The 16742-nt window shown below is 71.6% G+C and carries 15 protein-coding genes and 1 pseudogene; 6 read left to right on the top strand and 10 right to left on the bottom strand.

The genetic code is table 11. The features are described from left to right. The coding region (locus D3105_RS07525) for a TPM domain-containing protein (RefSeq protein WP_133305674.1) at positions 1–569 on the bottom strand (569 nt) is incomplete at its 3' end. Between the two features lie 324 nt (positions 570–893). On the opposite strand from D3105_RS07525, the gene D3105_RS07530 reads away from it, so the two are divergent. Both D3105_RS07530 and D3105_RS07535 read left to right on the top strand, forming a co-directional pair. Beyond that, positions 894–2522: a glycosyltransferase gene (locus tag D3105_RS07530; RefSeq protein ID WP_118901244.1), complete on the top strand. Its 1629-nt coding sequence runs from the start codon at positions 894–896 to the stop codon at positions 2520–2522. 8 nt (positions 2523–2530) lie between these two features. Continuing rightward, on the top strand, positions 2531–4054 hold the full coding sequence (locus tag D3105_RS07535; protein WP_118901346.1) for a DUF6056 family protein: 1524 nt from the start codon (positions 2531–2533) through the stop codon (positions 4052–4054). Positions 4055–4186: 132 nt separating this feature from the next. Here the strand turns inward: D3105_RS07535 and D3105_RS07540 are convergent, their stop codons facing one another. After that, positions 4187–5212, bottom strand: a complete 1026-nt coding sequence (locus D3105_RS07540; RefSeq protein ID WP_118901247.1) for a TY-Chap domain-containing protein — start codon at positions 5210–5212, stop codon at positions 4187–4189. 97 nt (positions 5213–5309) lie between these two features. Between D3105_RS07540 and D3105_RS07545 the strand changes: the two genes are divergently transcribed. Then, positions 5310–5747, top strand: a complete 438-nt coding sequence (locus D3105_RS07545) for a PaaI family thioesterase (RefSeq protein ID WP_118901249.1) — start codon at positions 5310–5312, stop codon at positions 5745–5747. A gap of 4 nt (positions 5748–5751) precedes the next feature. Here the strand turns inward: D3105_RS07545 and D3105_RS07550 are convergent, their stop codons facing one another. After that, positions 5752–6849: a MerR family transcriptional regulator gene (locus D3105_RS07550; protein ID WP_165890978.1), complete on the bottom strand. Its 1098-nt coding sequence runs from the start codon at positions 6847–6849 to the stop codon at positions 5752–5754. 243 nt (positions 6850–7092) lie between these two features. Between D3105_RS07550 and D3105_RS07555 the strand changes: the two genes are divergently transcribed. Continuing rightward, positions 7093–8466: an NAD-dependent succinate-semialdehyde dehydrogenase gene (locus D3105_RS07555; protein ID WP_118901255.1), complete on the top strand. Its 1374-nt coding sequence runs from the start codon at positions 7093–7095 to the stop codon at positions 8464–8466. Between the two features lie 38 nt (positions 8467–8504). Here D3105_RS07555 and D3105_RS07560 read toward each other — a convergent pair whose 3' ends face one another. The 3 genes and pseudogenes from D3105_RS07560 to D3105_RS07570 form a co-directional block, all read right to left on the bottom strand. Continuing rightward, positions 8505–8915 carry a 2'-5' RNA ligase family protein gene (locus D3105_RS07560; protein ID WP_338103972.1) on the bottom strand — a complete coding sequence of 137 codons (411 nt, stop codon included), beginning with the start codon at positions 8913–8915 and terminating at the stop codon, positions 8505–8507. 48 nt (positions 8916–8963) lie between these two features. Next, the gene (locus D3105_RS07565; RefSeq protein WP_118901259.1) at positions 8964–9608 is read right to left on the bottom strand and encodes a class F sortase; all 645 of its coding nucleotides are present in this window, start codon (positions 9606–9608) and stop codon (positions 8964–8966) included. Between the two features lie 52 nt (positions 9609–9660). Continuing rightward, positions 9661–10289, bottom strand: a pseudogene (locus D3105_RS07570) (hypothetical protein). Positions 10290–10794: 505 nt separating this feature from the next. Here D3105_RS07570 and D3105_RS07575 point away from each other — a divergent pair. Continuing rightward, on the top strand, positions 10795–11223 hold the full coding sequence (locus tag D3105_RS07575; protein WP_118901349.1) for an ATP-binding protein: 429 nt from the start codon (positions 10795–10797) through the stop codon (positions 11221–11223). 391 nt (positions 11224–11614) lie between these two features. Here the strand turns inward: D3105_RS07575 and D3105_RS07585 are convergent, their stop codons facing one another. The 4 genes from D3105_RS07585 to D3105_RS07600 form a co-directional block, all read right to left on the bottom strand. Continuing rightward, entirely contained in the window at positions 11615–12700 is a 1086-nt protein-coding gene (locus D3105_RS07585) for an FUSC family protein (protein WP_240646833.1), read from the bottom strand. 592 nt (positions 12701–13292) lie between these two features. After that, positions 13293–14072, bottom strand: coding sequence for a D-Ala-D-Ala carboxypeptidase family metallohydrolase (locus tag D3105_RS07590; RefSeq protein WP_118901264.1), 780 nt, complete (start codon positions 14070–14072; stop codon positions 13293–13295). Between the two features lie 127 nt (positions 14073–14199). Beyond that, positions 14200–14724, bottom strand: a complete 525-nt coding sequence (locus D3105_RS07595) for a MarR family winged helix-turn-helix transcriptional regulator (RefSeq protein WP_118901267.1) — start codon at positions 14722–14724, stop codon at positions 14200–14202. An 87-nt stretch (positions 14725–14811) separates the two neighbouring features. Next, the gene (locus D3105_RS07600; RefSeq protein WP_118901352.1) at positions 14812–15810 is read right to left on the bottom strand and encodes a PP2C family protein-serine/threonine phosphatase; all 999 of its coding nucleotides are present in this window, start codon (positions 15808–15810) and stop codon (positions 14812–14814) included. Between the two features lie 206 nt (positions 15811–16016). On the opposite strand from D3105_RS07600, the gene D3105_RS07605 reads away from it, so the two are divergent. Next, positions 16017–16520: a nitroreductase/quinone reductase family protein gene (locus tag D3105_RS07605; protein WP_118901270.1), complete on the top strand. Its 504-nt coding sequence runs from the start codon at positions 16017–16019 to the stop codon at positions 16518–16520. Positions 16521–16742: the final 222 nt, after the last annotated feature.

Consider the following 16742-nt stretch of genomic DNA (forward strand, 5'->3'; position numbering starts at 1 on the left):
ATGAAGTCGCGGGCGCCGGTGGAGTCGGAGCCGCCCGTTCCGGGGTCGGCGGGGCCCGGGGTGATCGCGGGGGTGGTCACGGGGCGTCCGGCCAGGACGGAGGCGTAGCCGTCGGCCGCGCCGATCGCCGCCCCCGCCCAGTCGTTCTCCCGCAGCGCGGGCTCGATCGCGGTCCCCGCCACGTCCCGCAGCTGGTCGTCGGTGAGCCGGGAGTCCACGTCGACGGAGTAGGCGTACTGCCGGTCGTGGGTGGCGACGGAGAGCAGCACGTCGTCCTGGCCCAGGCCGTTGCGGTCGGCGGTCTCGTCGCTCCAGGTCTGTCCGGACCGGCCGGAGAAAGCGCGTACGTACACCACGAAGAGCTGGACGCGCTGCTCGTCGTACAACCGGTCGAGGGCGTCCTCCACCTGCCCCGCCCGGTCGCCCAGGGCCCCGACCCGGTCGGTGATCTGCCCGTCCCGGGACAGCTCGACGGGATCGTCGGCGCGCGCGGGCACAGCGGCGGGGAGTACCAGCCAGCACACGGCGAGCAGTGCCGAGGCCAGGGCGGCGAGCGGCGCGGCGGACAGGGCGGCGAGCGGGCCGGCAATCCGTGGCGGTCGAGGAGACGTCACGTTTGCGAGGCTATGTCCGCCTTTTCGCCCCCGCGACCCGGCGATCCGCCGGACCGCATCCGCCGTCCGCCCGAGCGGTTGTGCGGGTCCGCCTCCGCTGTTCGCATGAAAGGGCGGCGGAAAGCGGTCCGCCCGCGCGTGTATGGAGAGACGGAGGCCGCCGCCCGTCGTCAGATGGGGCGGACGTGGCGCGACCCGGGCCCCGGCGCCGGAGTCCGACGGCGCAGGCGCCGGTCGGGGGCCCGGCCCCACGAGAGGCCCGAAGTCCGGAGGTGGCGAGTGACTGGCCTTCAGCTGTCGGTCGTCGTGCCGTGTTTCGACGAGGCCGAGGTCATCGAGTCCTTCCACGCCGCCCTGCTCGGCGTCCTGGACCCCCTCGGGGACAGCTTCGAGATCTGTTACGTCGACGACGGCAGCGGGGACCGCACCCGCTCCCTGCTGAACGCCATCGCCGCCCGGGACCCGCGCGTCCACTACACCGCCTTCAGCCGCAACTTCGGCAAGGAGGCCGCCATGCTCGCGGGCCTGCGCATGTCGCGCGGGGCGGCCGTGGTCATCATGGACGCCGACCTCCAGCACCCGCCCGAGCTGATCCCCCGCATGCTGGAACTGCACCGGCACGGCTACGACCAGGTCATCCCACGCCGCGACCGCACGGGCGAGGGCTTGATCCGCAGCACCCTCAGCCACACCTACTACGCGCTCGTGCGCCGCTGCATGGACGTCGAACTGATCGACGGCTCGGGAGACTTCCGGCTGCTGTCGCGGCGGGCGGTGGAGAGCGTCCTGTCCCTCCCCGAGAGCAACCGCTTCTCCAAGGGGATCTTCTCCTGGATCGGCTTCGAAACGGTCACCTTCCGCTACCGCAACAGCGAGCGGGTGGCGGGCCGGTCGAAGTGGGGCAGCAGGCGGCTGCTGAACTACGGCATCGACGGACTGCTCTCCTTCAACAACCGGCCGCTGCGCCTCGCGATCTACACCGGCTTCTGGGTCTTCGTCTCGGCGCTGGTGTACGCCCTGTGGACCGTCGTCCGCGTCGTCCTCCACGGGGTGGACACCCCCGGATACGCCACCCTGCTCATCGCGGTCGTCGCCCTCAGCGGCATCCAGTTGGTGACACTCGGGGTGATCGGGGAGTACGTGGGCCGGATCTACCACGAGGCGAAGCACCGCCCGCCGTACGTCGTACGGGAGACGGACGCGACCTGCCGGACGGTGCTGCCGGACAGCGCGCCGCGCCCGCAGCTGACCAGGGACGCGCAGCCGCCCGGGGACGCGCAGCTCGGCGGGGACGCGGAAGTCGGCAGGGGTCCGGCGCTCACGAAGGGCCAGGGGCGGGCGCTCACCGAGGGCCAGGGCCGGGCCGAGAGCTCCGCCGCCGACTCGGCCACCGGCCCCGCCGCCCCGAGCCCCGCCACTTCCCCGAGCCGGTCCCGTACCCTCCGCCAGTTCGGCAGTTTCATCCTCATCGGCTGTGTGAACACCGCCGTCTACCTCGGCGTCTACGCCTCCCTGAACCGCTGGATCCCGTACCTGACCGCCCATGTCATCGGCTATGTGGTCAGCATCGTGTGCTCGTTCCTGCTCAACTCCTACGTCACCTGCCGGACGCGGCCGACCTGGCACGCGTTCGTCCGCTATCCCCTCTCCAGCCTGGTCAACCTGGTGGCGTCGGGGGCGCTGCTCTACGGAGCGGTCAGCGGCCTCGGGATGGACAAGAACCTCGCCGCGCTGGCCGCCGGCGTGATCGTCACGCCGATCTCCTTCCTGCTGGCGCGGTGGGCGATCACCTCGGGCCAGACCAAGGCGGCCCGCGCCGTGGCGGAGGCGGGGACAGCCCCCGCCGAACCGCTGGCCCGCCGCCCCGCGTCCGCGACGCTGCCCACCCGATCGCCTCAGGACCGGTGAAGGACGCGATGTCCGACGACGTGCCCGTGACCGCGGCCCCGACCGGCGGCGCGCAGGAGACGACCATGACGGACGGGGCCGGGCGGGACCGTTCCGGGCGCCCGGCGGACCGCCCCTGGACGGCGCTCTGGGTGAGCGCCCTCACGCTCCCGCCGCTCGCCCTGCTCGCCGCCGCGTCCTGGTTCGGGCGGTGGGTGAGGCCCGGCGCGGACGACTGGTGCTTCCTGCCGCGCGTACGGGACGACGGCATCAGCGGCCTCGTCGGGAGGTTCTACCTCGACGACAACGGGCGGGTCGCCAACGCGCTCCTGGTCGGCGCGTACGCGAAGTTCCAGGTCGCGGGACACCAGTGGTACCCCCTGATCAGCGGGGTCCTGGTACTCGCGGTCCTGTGGGCGGTGGCCGTCCTCGCGCTGCGTCGGGCTGCCCTGCGCACCCCGCGCGGGACGGCGCTCCTGGCGGCGGCCATGACCACCGCGCTGTTCCTGTTCGTCACGCCGAACACGTACAAGACGTTCTACTGGCCCGCCGCGTCCGTCTCGCACACGCTGCCGCCCGTCCTGGCCTGCGCCGCGCTGATCCCGCTCATGCTCGCCCGCACCCGGCGGGGGCGGGCCCTCGCGATCGCCGTCGCGGTGCTGATGGCGGCCTTCCTCGCCACGCTGTCGGAGGAGACGGCGATCGTCGTGGTGATGGTGCTGCTGGCCGCGCTCCTCGTCTCCGGCCGGGTCGTCCCCGCCGCCGACCGGGGGTTCGTCCGCCTGTGGTGCTCCGGGGGCATCGCCGGGACGGCGGCCGGGGCCCTGGTCCTCGTCACCTCACCCGGTTCCATGACCCGCAGAGAGCGCTTCGGGGCGGAGACCACGTCCCTGCTCGCCCCCGACTCCCTCGCCGCGTCGCTGCGCGCGTTCGCGGAGATCACCGTCACCGTGGTGACGACCTGGCAGTACGTGGGCGCGGTCGCGGTGGGCGTGCTGCTGGGGCTGCTGTGCCGACGGGCGGACGGGACGTCGCCCCGCCCGCCCGCGCACTGGCCGCTGCTGACCGCCGCCGGGCTGGTCACGCTGCTGGTCTCCGGCTACCTCTGCACGGTCATCGCCTACCCGGTGTTCCAGGACCGGGTGAGCGACCCGAGCGCCAACCGGCTGTGGAACGACTACCTCCTGCTGTACGTGATCCTGCTCGTCGGCGCGGGCGCCCTGCTGGGCCTGGCCGCCCGCCGGTGCCTGCGCCGCACGGCCCCGGCGAAGGCGGTGTGCGCCGCGCTCTGCGTCCTGGTCTGCGTGGGCCCGGCGATCGCCCTGACCAACCTGGACACCGCGATGCGGGCCCGGGCGGAGAAGTGGGACGCCCAGGACCGCCGCCTGCGCGAGGGGGCGGCGGCCGGGGAGCGGGTCCTGCCGTACGAGCGCCTGGTGATCAGCGCGATGCTGGAGCCGTTCAGCGAGGGCGGCGAGCGGTACTGGCCCGGCGGCTGCGTCGCCGACCTCTATCGCCTCGACCGGGTGACGGACGGGGGCAGGGGGCGGTGACGGCGGTCAGAGTACGTGCGTACGGCGGACCGGTGGGGATCCGTTCCGCGACTGCCGCCGCCAGTCGAGACGGTGACATCGGGGCGCGACGCTGTCAATGAACCCGGCAACGACGGCCCCACGCACGGGAGTTCAGACGGCGGGCCGGTCGACGAGCTGGATCCCCAGATCCGGGAGGTCGAGATGGAAGTCGCGCCCGCGACCGCTCATGGTGCCGTCGTACGAGAGGTCGGTCAGGTCGACGCCCAGTTGCCGCAGCTCCTCGACGAGCATGCGGGCGGCCGTCGCGGCGTGCTCGGGCTTGTCCATGGCGTCGGGGAACCGGCGTTGCCAGATGGGGCGGGAGAACTCCCAGCCGTTCTGCGCCAGGCGGGCGGGGTCGGCCGCGTCCGGCCGGTGGAGATGGCCGGTGGCTTCGACGACGAGGCTCAGGTCCTGGCTCCAGCACTGGACGAAGCGCTGGGGATCGCGGGCGTCTCCCAGGTGCAGGATGAACCGGCCGGGGAAGAACGGGGTGTCGTAGTCGAGGGACCGTAGCGTTTCGGACAGGCGCTTCTCGACCTGTTCCCAGGTGGTGCCGGACAGGTTCGAGGCGCCGGGGGCAGGGGCGGGCGGCAGATCGGCAGGATCGGCGGCACGCCAGCGACCACGGGAGTAGCCGCTTCCGGCGGATTCGCTGTCCGTTGCGGCAGGCAGGAGTTCGAGGCTCACCTCGCCCTCGTCGTGCGAGTGCACGAGGATGCTGGTGCCGGGGCGCCGCCACAGCATCCACGGCCCCGAGTCGCCTCCCCACAGCGTGGGCGGGCCCAGTTCGTCCTCCATGACCCACCAGGCGGCACGGATGAAACCGGCGGCCGAGGCGAGGTCATCGGCGGGCAGGTCGACGACGCGGACGTTCAGCTTGCGCACCTGCTCGGGCTCCGAGGCGTCGGCGATCAGGGTCCCGTAACCGGCCGAAGGCCCCTTCCGGGGAGCGAACCTGCGCCAGACCTGGCCCGCGATCTCCTTCGGCTCCCCAAGTTCCCAGCCCAGCGCAGAGGTTGTCCGCTCGAACTCGGACACGCTCCAGGAGCCGAAACGCAGCGGTGCGACCTCTTTCACGAACGTACGGAATATGTCGTCGCCGAGCCAGTTGCCGCGAGGGATCCTGTTGTCCATGCGTCGGACAGTAGCGGTCCGGTACGACAGGGGCGGCTGTTGACGTCACCACTCCGGGGCGGCGAGGCTCGTCCCTCCCGAGGAGATGAGGTGGACCATGGAGGCGGACGCCCAGCAACTCGCGTTCGGGCGGAAAGTGTTGGAGGCCCAGCCCTTCAGTGTCCTGCTGGGCGCGCGGCTGACCTCCTTCGGCGACGGGGCGGCGGTCCTGGAGCTGGACGTACGCGACGAACTGCGCCAGCAGAACGGCTTCGTGCACGGAGGCGTCCTGAGCTACGCGGCCGACAACGCCCTCACCTTCGCGGCGGGCGCGGCCGTCGGCCCGGCCGTTCTGACCGTCGGCTTCACCATCGACTATCTGCGCCCGGCCCGGGGCGAGGTGCTGCGCGCCCGGGCGCAGGTGGTCCGCCCGGGCCGGAGCCGGGTCGTCTGCCGCTGTGACCTGCTGATGGTGGACGCGGAGGGGGAGGAGACGCTGTGCGCGGTGGCCCAGGGGGCGATCGCGGTCGCCGCGGAGAGGCCGCCGGACCGGTAACCCTTCACCCTATGAGCAGGCGGAGGCCGAGGTCTGCCGTGTCGAGGTGGGCGAGGTCGCTGTTGCGCTCAGCCCACCGGCCGGATTCGAGGTCGTTGCTGAGGCTTCGCACCGCCCGCTGCTCGGCATCCGGCCCGACCCTCGTCCACACCGACATCGCACGGCGGACGTGCTCCTCCAGATACGCCCCCGGTCTGCGCCAGTACGCCTCGAACAGACCGTCGGTGCAGTCCCACGGGATGGGCACGGGCTCAGCGCGGGCGCCGATCGCGTCGGCCATCCGTGAGAGTGAGGGAAATTCCGCGAGGACGGTGGCGAACTCGGGCAGGTAGTCGCGGGTGAGCCAGAACCGGTCCTGCCATCCGGGCTCGTCGGTGTCGAACGTCAGCACCACCACGCGGCGGGCCACACGCCGCATCTCGCGCAGCCCCGCCATCGGGTCCCCCCAGTGGTGAACGGTGGAGACGGCCATCGCGACATCGAAGGAGTGGTCCTCGAACGGCAGGCTCTCCGCCGCGGCGGCCACGCACGGCGCCGAGCCGACAGGCCGCTGACTCCGCATGACTTCCGACGGCTCCACCGCGGTCACCTCGCGATCGGTCGGCTCGTAGGAGCCGGTGCCGGCTCCGACGTTCAGCACCGTCCGCGCGTCCCCGAGCGCGTCCAGGATCTGCGCCGCGATCCGAGGGTCCGTACGCCGCGTTGCCGTGTAAGCGCCGCCGATCGCGTCGTACAGCCGTGCGCCGAGGATCTCCAGTTGCTCCTCCGGTGTCACCTTCACTCCCTTCGCTCGTGCGTCGAGCTCCCTGTCGATGGCCGCCACCATGGCGTCAGCGCGATCGCGCCGCTCCAGCAGCAGGGCACGCAGCCGGCGCAGGTGCGCGACGGCGTCGGTGGACGAGTCGCCGACCAGTTCCGCGACCTCCCGTAACCCGAAGCCAAGCCGCCGGTAGGCCAGCACTTCCCTCAGCCGCTCGACGTCACCCGCCGAGTAGGCCCGGTACCCGCCCGCGGTCCGCGCCGACGGCCGCGCGAGCCCGATCTCGTCATAGTGATGCAGCGTGCGGACGCTCACGCCGGCCAGCTCGGCCACGCGCCCCACGGTCCAGTGATCTTCCACGCCACCGACTATGCAGCCTGACGTCACGTGAGGGTCAAGAGACGGCCCCTACCGCGCGGGCCGCTCCACCGGGCTGCTCCGGCCGGCGGAGCGGAGTCGCGAGCGCGGTGGGAGGGTCGAGGTGTGCGCATCTGCCGGATGGGTACCCGAATGTCCGCCCGGTGGTCCTGCGGCCGTTTCCGTCTCGCACGGACCTCGTCCGGGAGCTGTCCACGGAAGGAAGTCATGAGTACGTACCGAGTCGTCAACCCCGCCACCGGTGAGACGGAACAGGAGTACCCCACAGCCACCGACGGCGAGCTGCGCGACGCGCTCGCCCTGGCCGACGACGCGCAGCGCGCCTGGGCCGCCCGGCCGGCGGCGGAGCGGGCCGAGGTGCTGCGGCGGGTCGCGGACCTGTACGAGGAGCGCAAGGACCAGCTCGCCGCCATCATCACCCGCGAGATGGGCAAGCCGGTCAAGCAGGCCCTCGGGGAGCTGCGCACCGTCGTGTCCATCTACCGCTACTACGCCGACCGGGGCGAGGACTTCCTGGAGGCGGAGGAGCTGGACGTCGCCTCCGGCGGCCGGGCCGTCATCCGGAAGGAGGCGGTCGGCACGCTGCTGGGGATCATGCCGTGGAACTTCCCGTACTACCAGGTGGCCCGGTTCGCCGCTCCGAACCTGATGCTGGGCAACGCGGTCCTGCTCAAGCACGCCCCGCAGTGCCCGGAATCGGCGCTGGCGATGGAGCGGCTGCTCCTGGACGCTGGCCTGCTGAAGGGGGCGTACGTCAACATCTTCGCCACCAACGAGCAGATCGAGACGGTCATCGGTGACGACCGGATCCACGGCGTCTCGCTGACGGGTTCGGAGCGGGCGGGCGCGGCCGTCGCGGAGATCGCGGGCCGCAACCTGAAGAAGGTCGTGCTGGAGCTGGGCGGCTCCGACCCGTATCTGATCCTCGGTGCGTCGAACATGGAGCAGGTGGTGAAGAACGCGCTGATCGGCCGGATGGGCAACGCGGGCCAGGCCTGCAACGCCGCCAAGCGCATCATCGCCCTGGACGAGCACTACGACGGCTTCTCGACCGCCTTCACCGATGCGGTCCGGTCCATCACCGTCGGCGACCCCACCGACCCCGGCACCTTCATGGGGCCCCTCTCGTCGGAGAGGGCGCTGGAGACCCTGGACGAGCAGGTCCAGGACGCGATCTCCAAGGGGGCCACGGTGCTGGCCGGCGGCAAGCGCATCGACCGCCCCGGCGCGTGGTACGAGCCCACCGTGCTCGCGGGCATCACCCCCGACATGCGGGCCTACAAGGAGGAGCTGTTCGGACCGGTGGCCCTGCTGTTCAAGGTCGGCTCCGAGGAGGAGGCCGTCGACTTCGCCAACAACTCGCCGTACGGTCTCAGCGCCTCGATCCAGACCGACGACGACGCCCAGGCCGAGCGGGTGGCCCAGCGTCTGCAGACCGGCATGGTGTTCGTCGGCGCCCCGTCCGGCACGGCGGCGGAGCTGCCGTTCGGCGGGGTCAAGCGGTCCGGATTCGGCCGGGAACTGGGCCGGTTCGGCATGGAGGAGTTCGCCAACCACAAGCTGGTCAGGCTGGTGCGCTGACGCCCCGGTACGGCGTTCGGCCGGGCCGGGGCCGCAGCTCAAAGCGTCCCCGGCCCTATGCCGGCCGTCATCCGGCTCGTCGAGTCGTAGGACCGGGCCTCGGCCCACCGCCCCGCCAGAGCGTCAGGCCCGGTGGCTGCCCAGGGGAGCCACCTGCCGTCGGGGCCGGGCCACACCGCGCCCCGGCCCCGGCCGAGCGTGATGTGCGGGACCCATCGGGCGGGGGAGAGCAGCGGGTTGGAGCGGGTGTCGACTCCGGGCGTTTCCCGCAGGATCCGCCACACCGTCTCGTGCAGCTCCAGGAGGGCGGCGTCGGGCCGGACCGCCCAGGCCAGCACGTTGACCCGGCCGGAGAAGCGCAGCAGCCCGGTCAGGCGGAGGGGGAGCGCGGCGAGGGAGGCCGCACGGACCGCACCGCATCGGCTCAGCCATCCGCAGACGGTGAGCAGGGCCGGTGCCTTGTCCCCGAGGCACCGGCCCTGTGCTGGACGCTCCGTTCAGGCCGTCTTCTTCAGGGAGGTGAGGTGGGCGAAGACCACCACGTTCGCCGAGTAGCCCGCCTTCTCGTCGAAGCGACCCCCGCAGGTCAGCAGTCGCAGTTCGGGCCGCCCGGTCTCCCCGTACACCTTGTCATCGGGGAACTTGTCCTTCGTGTACGTCTTCACCGCATCCACCGTGAACACTGCGGTCTTGCGGTCCGCGCGCACCACGTTGACCTTGTCGCCCCGGCGCAGCGCGTTGAGATTGAGGAAGACGGCAGGGCCCGTCCTGGTGTCGCGGTGGCCCACGAGGAGGGCCGTTCCGTCCTCACCGGGTGAGGGCCCCTTCTCGTACCAGCCCGTCAGCTTGGGCTTGCTCAACGGCGGGGCTCCGAGCCGGCCCTTCGCATCGAGACCGAGCCCGGTGACCGCCGACTCGATGTAGATGGCCGGGATGGCGACCTTCAGCGGCCGTGAGGGCACCAGAGGCGCGTGCGAGGCGGGCACGCGCTGATCCGGTTCGTGCGGGGCCCGCCGGAACGGCTCCCGCCCGCCGCCCGCGGAGTCACCGCCGTCGGCGGCGGCCGGCACCGTGTCCTCGGACGAGTCCGAGGACACCCAGACGATGCCGGCCACCAGGGAGAACGTCACGCTCAGCGTCATCGTGAGACGGCACGCGCGCGTCGGCCCTCGTCGTCGCCCTCGGCAGCGAGAGCTACGCCTCACCACGAGCACGGCGACGTGCGGACCGGCGCATCATGATCAGACCCGCGGCGCCCGCCGCACCAGCAGCCAGTACGGCACACCGGCGGTTGTGGCGTTGGAGTCGCTGTCGGAGCTGACGGGCTCCATGTCCGGGACACCACCGCCGCCCGCGGGGACACCGCCGATGGGCTGCTGCGGCTTGTGGGGCTTGCTGCCGTGGTTACCGCGGTCGCACTCGACCTTGAAGCTCCGCTGCTTCGGGCCCGCGGGGACGACCCACACCAGCTGGTAGGTGCCCTCCGGGAGCAGGTACGCCTCGCTGCGCGCACTGCCGTTGATGAGCGGGAGCCTGTCCATCAGGGTGGTGCCCGGCGGCACTGTCGGAGGCTGCTCGGTGATCGTCCAGGGCACGGAGGGGAACGACTCGAAGTTGCTCGCCGACAGCACGAACTTGCAGACCTCGACCCCGTCGCGGTTCGAGTGCCAGCTGACCGAGCGGATGTCGATGTTGCCGCTGTCGCCGGGAGCGGCGTGGGCGGCGGGCGCTCCGGCCAGGGAGGCGCCGGCGATCGCGACGGCGACGGCGACCTTGGCCCCCGTACGGGCACTGCGGGGGCGGACGGAACTGGAGATGCGCATGAAGGCTCCTTCAAGCCGAGATGATTGTCGTACTGATCACCTGATCGCATAAGAAGTGCCATAAAATCCATGAAAAGTCTGATACGACACGGGCATATGACGAACGTGCCCTGATCGGCCGACAGCGCCTGGGTGGAGTCCAACGCACGGACCGGGTGGAGCGGACGGCCCCAGCTTCGGACCAGGCCGGGCTCGTCATCCGGGCGCCGGCAAGAAGATTCCACTCACCGAGACGTGCGCGACTCACCCGGTTCCACCTCGGCCTGGATGAGGCCCGTGGCGTACGTCGTCACACGCGGGCTCCGTCGGCCCCGCCGAGCTGCTCTGCGTTCGGGGCGGCGGCGGGTTCCTCTGCGTACGGACCGGGTGGCTTGGACGCTGCGCGAGAGGGTATGCGGGTTGGCGGCCACGGAGTGTGGCCGACGGGAACGGGGGGCTCATGTCACTGGTGAAGACTTACGCGGGTGCAGACCGGAAATGGCTGGAGGAGGTCACCACGGCCACCATGCGGAGCAGCGCGGCGTACGAGATGACCTCGGGTGACATAGGCCGGGCTCGCGGCTTCGTACGGGAGTTCCTGGCAACGGGCCAGTCACTGCACGCCTGGACGGTCTCCGGGCGGGCGACGGACATCGCGCAGCTGGTGGTCAGTGAGCTCGCCACGAACGTGTGCAAGTACGCTCCGGGTCCGTGCCTGCTCGACGTCGAATCCGACGGCACCATGCTGAGCATCACGATGTGGGACTCCGGCGCAGTCCTTCCCTCCCCTTCGCCCGCCGACCCGACCCGGGTCGGACAGCACGGCCTGGAGCTCGTTCTCGCGGTCTGCCAGAGCTTCGAGCTCCGCCGCGAAGCCGTCGGCAAACGCGTGTCCGTACAGATAGCCCTGCAGGACAGCGCCGACCGGCCCCCTTCGGACCGGACTGCTCGGTAGGCACTCCTCGGACCTCGACCGGCGGCGAACCCCGACGCAGGTCACCCGCCACATCGGCTTTGAATGATCAGCGCTGCAGGGCGGAGACCGCGGTAGCCCTCGTCGGCACGTAGCCGCCCCCTCCGAGACCATCGAACGCCTCCTCGCCGTCGTCGGCGCAGACGCCGTCCTCCGCGTCTGCCCCACCGTCGACCAGGACCGGAACGCGTGATCCACCACCGACAGCTGCTGCGGCGGGGCGCCATGCAACCCGAGAACAGCGAGCGGAGGGGCGCCCATCCAGGGCCACGGTGACCGATCCAGCCAGGCCTGCGGGCGTCCCGGGCCCACAGCCTCGGGACGCACGCAAGGTGAGTTGCCCGCGCCTCGGGAGGAAGGTGCTGTCCGCGCCTCAGGAGGAGGGTGCGAGTTCCGTCAACAGCTGGCGGGCCTCCAGCAGTAGCTCGCCCCCGACGGCCGACGCCGATGGTGCCTGACGGTGGAAGGCGTCGGTGAGTGACTCGATGGCGCTCCAGGCCTCCCGGAACGCCGCGTCGCGGCGTTCGCGCAGCTCGTCGGTTCCGGAGCCGGAGAGCAACGCCCTCTCGACGGCACAGATGTGACGTGCTTGGTCCAGCACACCGGACAGCAGCCGGAAGAAGTCCGGCGACGGCGGGACGAGTTCTCTGTCGTCTCTCAGCCCCTTGAGGGTGCGAGTGAGAGCCAGGACGCGGGTGCAGACGCGTCCCCAGCGGGTGTCCTCGGCGAGCGCCGGAGGTTTCGGGCCCGTGCGGCGCAGCCGGCCTCCCGGGTTCCACCGCGACCCCTCCATGGCCCAGCGCCGGGCCTCGCTCACGTTCTGCAGCGAAACCCAGAGGTTCCCGGCTGCGTGATGCCAGTCCTCCGACTTCTCCCACCCGTCCTCGGTGCCCAGCCCGTCCGCCATGGCGCCGAGCACATCCGACGTCTCCCGCACGAGACGGACGAGGCGGTCACGCACACTGCGCAGGTGAACGGGCGGAAGAACGAACGCGTTGACCACAAGACCGATGACCGCGCCGATCAGCGTCTCCAGTAGCCGGTGTCCCACCGTGGACGTGCTGGACACCCCACCGGTGATGACGAAGAGCGCTGTCGTGGCTCCGTAGATGCCCTGGCTTCCGAAGCGCCGGTAGTTTCCGAGCAGCATCATGAACGGCAGGGTGAGCAGCATGGCGGTCATGGTTCTGTCATGGGTGAAGGCCATCGCGGCGGACGCCCACAGAGTGCCGAGGGCGATGATGGCGAACTGCTGGACTCCGGTGCGTACCGACTGGTAGACCGTGCTGCCGACCATCGCGATCGCCGTCCACGGAGCCAGCAGGGCCATGGGCGCCTGGAACCACCACCCGCTCACCGCCCAGGCGGCGATCGCCGCCGCCGCTGCCTTCAGCGACTGGACGAGCGTGTCCCGCTCCGGCCCCGCCTCCACCAACGCGTCACGAGCGGACCGGCGCACCTCCGCCCACTCCTGAACCACCCACCGCCAAGCGGCCATCCACCACGCCACGCCGTTCCCCTTAGAACGTTGTCGCTGCAACTGCCGCACCTCCAGTGCCCGGTTCGTAGCCGCGCAAAGTGCCATTCTGCTCACCCGGCCGCCATGCGTCGTACTGGGGACGCGGCAGGGTGGGTGTCATCGGCGTGCCGTAGTCGCTGATGGATGGGGAGAGGCGGATGAGGTCGGTTGCGCGACGGTCCGGACAAGCCGCCCAAAGGCGGCACGGCTTCGGCGCGCTCGGGTGGAGCTCAAAGGCGCGGGAGGTTGCTGCGTGTGCAGAGCGGACACGTCAGCGTGCGTGACGCAGGAGGCCTCCATCGCCCCTTGCGCGGAAAGGGCAACGCGCGTGACGGTGTCGTCGTACCACGTCAGGAGGGGGCAGTCGTCCGCGAACGCACGGATCGTCACGGCGCTCTGTCCGTCCTGCTCGCCGCGCCGGCCGTGGTGGTGGGGTTGGGCCGGTAGCCCCGGGCCCACGGGGTACGGACACGAGTACGGGGCCTCCGGTCCGCCGAGCGGAGGCCCCGTACGTCAGGAGAGCGCCGCGGTGTCAGATGCCGCAGCTGGGCGCGGACCAGAAGCGGCCGCTGCCCCCGGCGACGTGGGTGTGGTCGTTGTGGCCCGGGTAGCCCGGGCCGAGGATCTCGGTGAAGCCGTGGTTGCGGGCCGCCCGGGCAAGGGCGCAGAAGCCCTGGGATCCCGCTCCGAGGTCCGCCGCGTGGCCGTACATGTGGCGGCTGTTGGCGGCGCCGCCGACGGCGCTGTTGCAGGACACGCTGCGGAACCCGCCGTTGACGGTGATCGGCCGGTCGCCCATGGCGTGCCGCATGGCCTGGAGCTTCCACATGGTGACCAGGGCGTTGGCGCGGGCGGTGGCAGCGCTGACCTTGCCCCCGGACCAGTCGGAGTTGCAGCGGTTCAGCTCGGCGTACGTGAAGTTGACCGGGGTGCAGTCGTTGTCCTGCAGCTGGTAGATCTTGTTGAAGGTCGCGGGGCCGGCGATGCCGTCGGCGGCGAGGCCGTACGCGGCCTGGAAGCGCGTCACGGCCGCCTTCGTGGCCGGGCCGAACGCCCCGTCGATGGCGATCTGGTTGCCGGTGCCCGGGTAGCCCGCGACCCGGATCTGGAGCTGCCGTACCGCTTCACCGCTGGAGCCCTCCCGGAGGGTTCCGCTCCAGGTGTAACAGGCGTCGGCCGTACCGACGTCCCCGGCCGACGCGGCACCGGGGGCCGGGGCGGCGGACGGGCTCGCGGAGGCGGTGGTGCCGCCGAACGCCAGGGCCGCGCCGGCGAGGGCGGTCAGGAGGAATCCGATGGGGCGTGATCGCATGGGGGTTGCACCTCATTGTCGTCAGCGTTCCACAGGGGATTCCGAGCCTCGGGCGCGGGCGGTTGAGTGTCAAGGTCATGTCAACATGCTGCCAAGCCCGACGTGCTGGCCGGGGCGTGGCGCCGGATCAGCCCGCCGTTTCGCCCCAGCCCAGCGGATGCGGCCCCGGGCTCTCGTCCGGCAGCCGCGCGGGCCGTTCGCCGCCCGCGCTGTTGAAGTCCGTCAGCGCACTGATCAACGCCGTCCGCTGGTGCGGGGAGAGACGCTGGACGATCGAGGCGATCTCCTCGCGCCGGCGCGAGGTGACGTTCTCCACCGTGCGACGCCCCTCCGCGGTCAGCCGGAGCAGGGTTTCGCGGCGGTTGCCCGGGTTGGTCTGCCGGTCGGCGAGTCCCGCGGTGATCAGCCGGTCGATCATGCGCATCGCCGTGGACGGGGCAACGCCCAGCAGCTCCGCCAGCGTGACGAGTTTGGTGTCCCCCCGGGAGGAGAGCACGACCAGCATCCGGAACTGGGGGAGGGTCACGCGCTCCTCCACCTCCGCCAGGGAGCGCGCGGAGACCGCGACCAGCAGCCGGGAAGCCGTCAGCACCGCCTCGGTCACCGCGTCCACATCGTCCATGCGCCCCGCCGGAGCGGCTTTCCTGCCCATGACACCTTTTTATCCTGCGTACGTCGTGGCCGGTGCACCGCGTCCCGTGTCCGCGGGGCCGTGGCCGGTGCCCGCGCGGCGTCACCGTCACCGGTAGCGCAGCAGCAGCATCGCCGCGTCGTCGTGCGAGGGGCCTTCGGCGTGCCGCGTGACGTCCTCGCGGAGTGCTGCGAGAGCCTGCCCGGCGTTGGCGTCGCCGAGCAGCCCGGCCCGTTCCCGCAAGGGGTAGAAGACCCCCTCGGCGTCACGCGCTTCGGTGACTCCGTCGGTGTAGAGCAGCAGTTGGTCGCCCGGTGCGAACCTGGACCGGTGGGGCCGGGGAGGCTCCCCGCCATGGATGCCCAGGCCCAGCGGAAGGGCGTATGCGGGTGGGTGGGGGAGGTCGGTGGAGCCGTCGGCGCGGACGATCATGGGTGGGGGGTGTCCGCAGTTCAGGAGGACGGCGATCCGCTCGTCGGTGTGGATCTCGGCGAGGACGGCCGTCACGAACTTCTCCCCGTCCGCCTCGCGGGCCACGGTGCGCTCCAGCCTGGCGGCGAGTGCGGTCAGATCCGGCTCGTCGTGCGCCGCCTCCCGGAACACCCCCAGAACGGAGGCCGCCGTCGCCACCGCGGCGAGTCCCTTGCCCTGCACGTCCCCGACGATGACGCGAACCCCGTAGGGCGACGCCACCACCTCGTACAGGTCGCCGCCGATCCGCGACTCCGCGACCGCGGACGTGTAGGAGACCGCGGCCGCCAGCTCGCCGACATGCCGGGGCACGGGACGCAGCAGCACGCTCTGGGCCGCCTCGGCGACCGAGCGCACGCCGGCCAGTTCCACCTCGCGCCGCATCCGGGAGCCCGCGGCCAGTGCGCCGGCCAGGGTGACTCCGGCGACCGAGGCCATGGCCGTCCAGCCCCGCCGGGTGTCGAAGAGTCCGTCGTACACGCCCAGGCCGGCGCAGAGCAGCAGGGCCACGCCGCCGATGAGAGCGGTACGCCTCCACGTGCCGATCAGCCCGGCGAAGGCGGGGCCGAGGGAGACCAGCGGGAGGAATCCCCCCTCGGGGCCCGCCGCCAGGTCCGTTCCGGCGACGACCGTCATCACCACGATCGGCAGCCAGGACAGCACTGCTCCGCCGTCCCCTCGCTTCCCAGTGGCCACGGTGCTCCTAGCAGACGGACGTCCTCCGGCAGGCCGCCTTCCCCGGCGATCCAGCTTTAGACTATGCAAAGATTGTCCATGCTAAAGGTTGGCCCAGGTCTCCGTTACGCAATCGGTTGCCCTGCACGGCGCGAGGAGGCGGCTCGATGACGCAGAAGCGGCACGGCGTTCGGCACCACCGTCCACCGCCGGGCGGTGGGCGGCGACGCCTCGCACGCCTCAGCGTCGTCCTCTTCCGGGTGGGTCTTGGACCGGTCCTGGGCCGCCGTCTGCTGCTTCTGCACCACACGGCCAGAACGGACGGCCGCCCCCGCCACACGGCGCTGGAGGTCATCGCGTACGACGCGGAACGCGGCTGCTGGATCCTGGCTTCCCCCGTTGACGCGCCGTGGTTTCTCGATCTCCTGGCCGCGCCCTTGACGACCGTCCAGGTCGGCAACCACCACTACGCCGTCACCGCCCACTTCCCGGACGCCGACGAAGCCGCCGAGATCGTGGCGCGGCACGTCACGGACGGGCCGCGCCGCGCGCGGCGCGGATGCCCCGCCGGGGGAATGGCCGAGAACGCCGACGCCCGGCCGCACAGCCGGACAGGGGATCCCCCCGCCCTCGTGCGCCTCGACGCCGCCCGGGGGCAGCATCTGCCCTGACCAGGGCGAACACTCCATGGCTCCGCTGTTAGAGTCGGCCGTGCGCCGCACCCGATGCTGACCACATCGGCGTCATGCGGCTTATCAGCAGGGGGAAGTGCACGGGGGAGTCGAAGGCGCGCGCTGCGTGCCGTTTCCGGGGTGACGCCCGGTAATGCGCCGATGAACGCGGCGAGTTCTTCCGTGATCTGATCAGTCACAGGAAGGACGTGCTTTCGGCAT

Source organism: Streptomyces globisporus (assembly GCF_003501885.1).
GTDB lineage: Bacteria > Actinomycetota > Actinomycetes > Streptomycetales > Streptomycetaceae > Streptomyces > Streptomyces globisporus_D.

What these genes read in the sequence shown, in the direction of transcription:
- D3105_RS07535 (WP_118901346.1), top strand. Translation starts at nt 2,531, where the DNA reads ATGTCCGACGACGTGCCCGTGACCGCGGCCCCGACCGGCGGCGCGCAG.
- D3105_RS07540 (WP_118901247.1), bottom strand. Translation starts at nt 5,212, where the DNA reads ATGGACAACAGGATCCCTCGCGGCAACTGGCTCGGCGACGACATATTC.
- D3105_RS07545 (WP_118901249.1), top strand. Translation starts at nt 5,310, where the DNA reads ATGGAGGCGGACGCCCAGCAACTCGCGTTCGGGCGGAAAGTGTTGGAG.
- D3105_RS07555 (WP_118901255.1), top strand. Translation starts at nt 7,093, where the DNA reads ATGAGTACGTACCGAGTCGTCAACCCCGCCACCGGTGAGACGGAACAG.
- D3105_RS07565 (WP_118901259.1), bottom strand. Translation starts at nt 9,608, where the DNA reads ATGACGCTGAGCGTGACGTTCTCCCTGGTGGCCGGCATCGTCTGGGTG.
- D3105_RS07575 (WP_118901349.1), top strand. Translation starts at nt 10,795, where the DNA reads ATGCGGAGCAGCGCGGCGTACGAGATGACCTCGGGTGACATAGGCCGG.
- D3105_RS07590 (WP_118901264.1), bottom strand. Translation starts at nt 14,072, where the DNA reads ATGCGATCACGCCCCATCGGATTCCTCCTGACCGCCCTCGCCGGCGCG.
- D3105_RS07595 (WP_118901267.1), bottom strand. Translation starts at nt 14,724, where the DNA reads ATGGGCAGGAAAGCCGCTCCGGCGGGGCGCATGGACGATGTGGACGCG.
- D3105_RS07600 (WP_118901352.1), bottom strand. Translation starts at nt 15,810, where the DNA reads ATGACGGTCGTCGCCGGAACGGACCTGGCGGCGGGCCCCGAGGGGGGA.
- D3105_RS07605 (WP_118901270.1), top strand. Translation starts at nt 16,017, where the DNA reads ATGACGCAGAAGCGGCACGGCGTTCGGCACCACCGTCCACCGCCGGGC.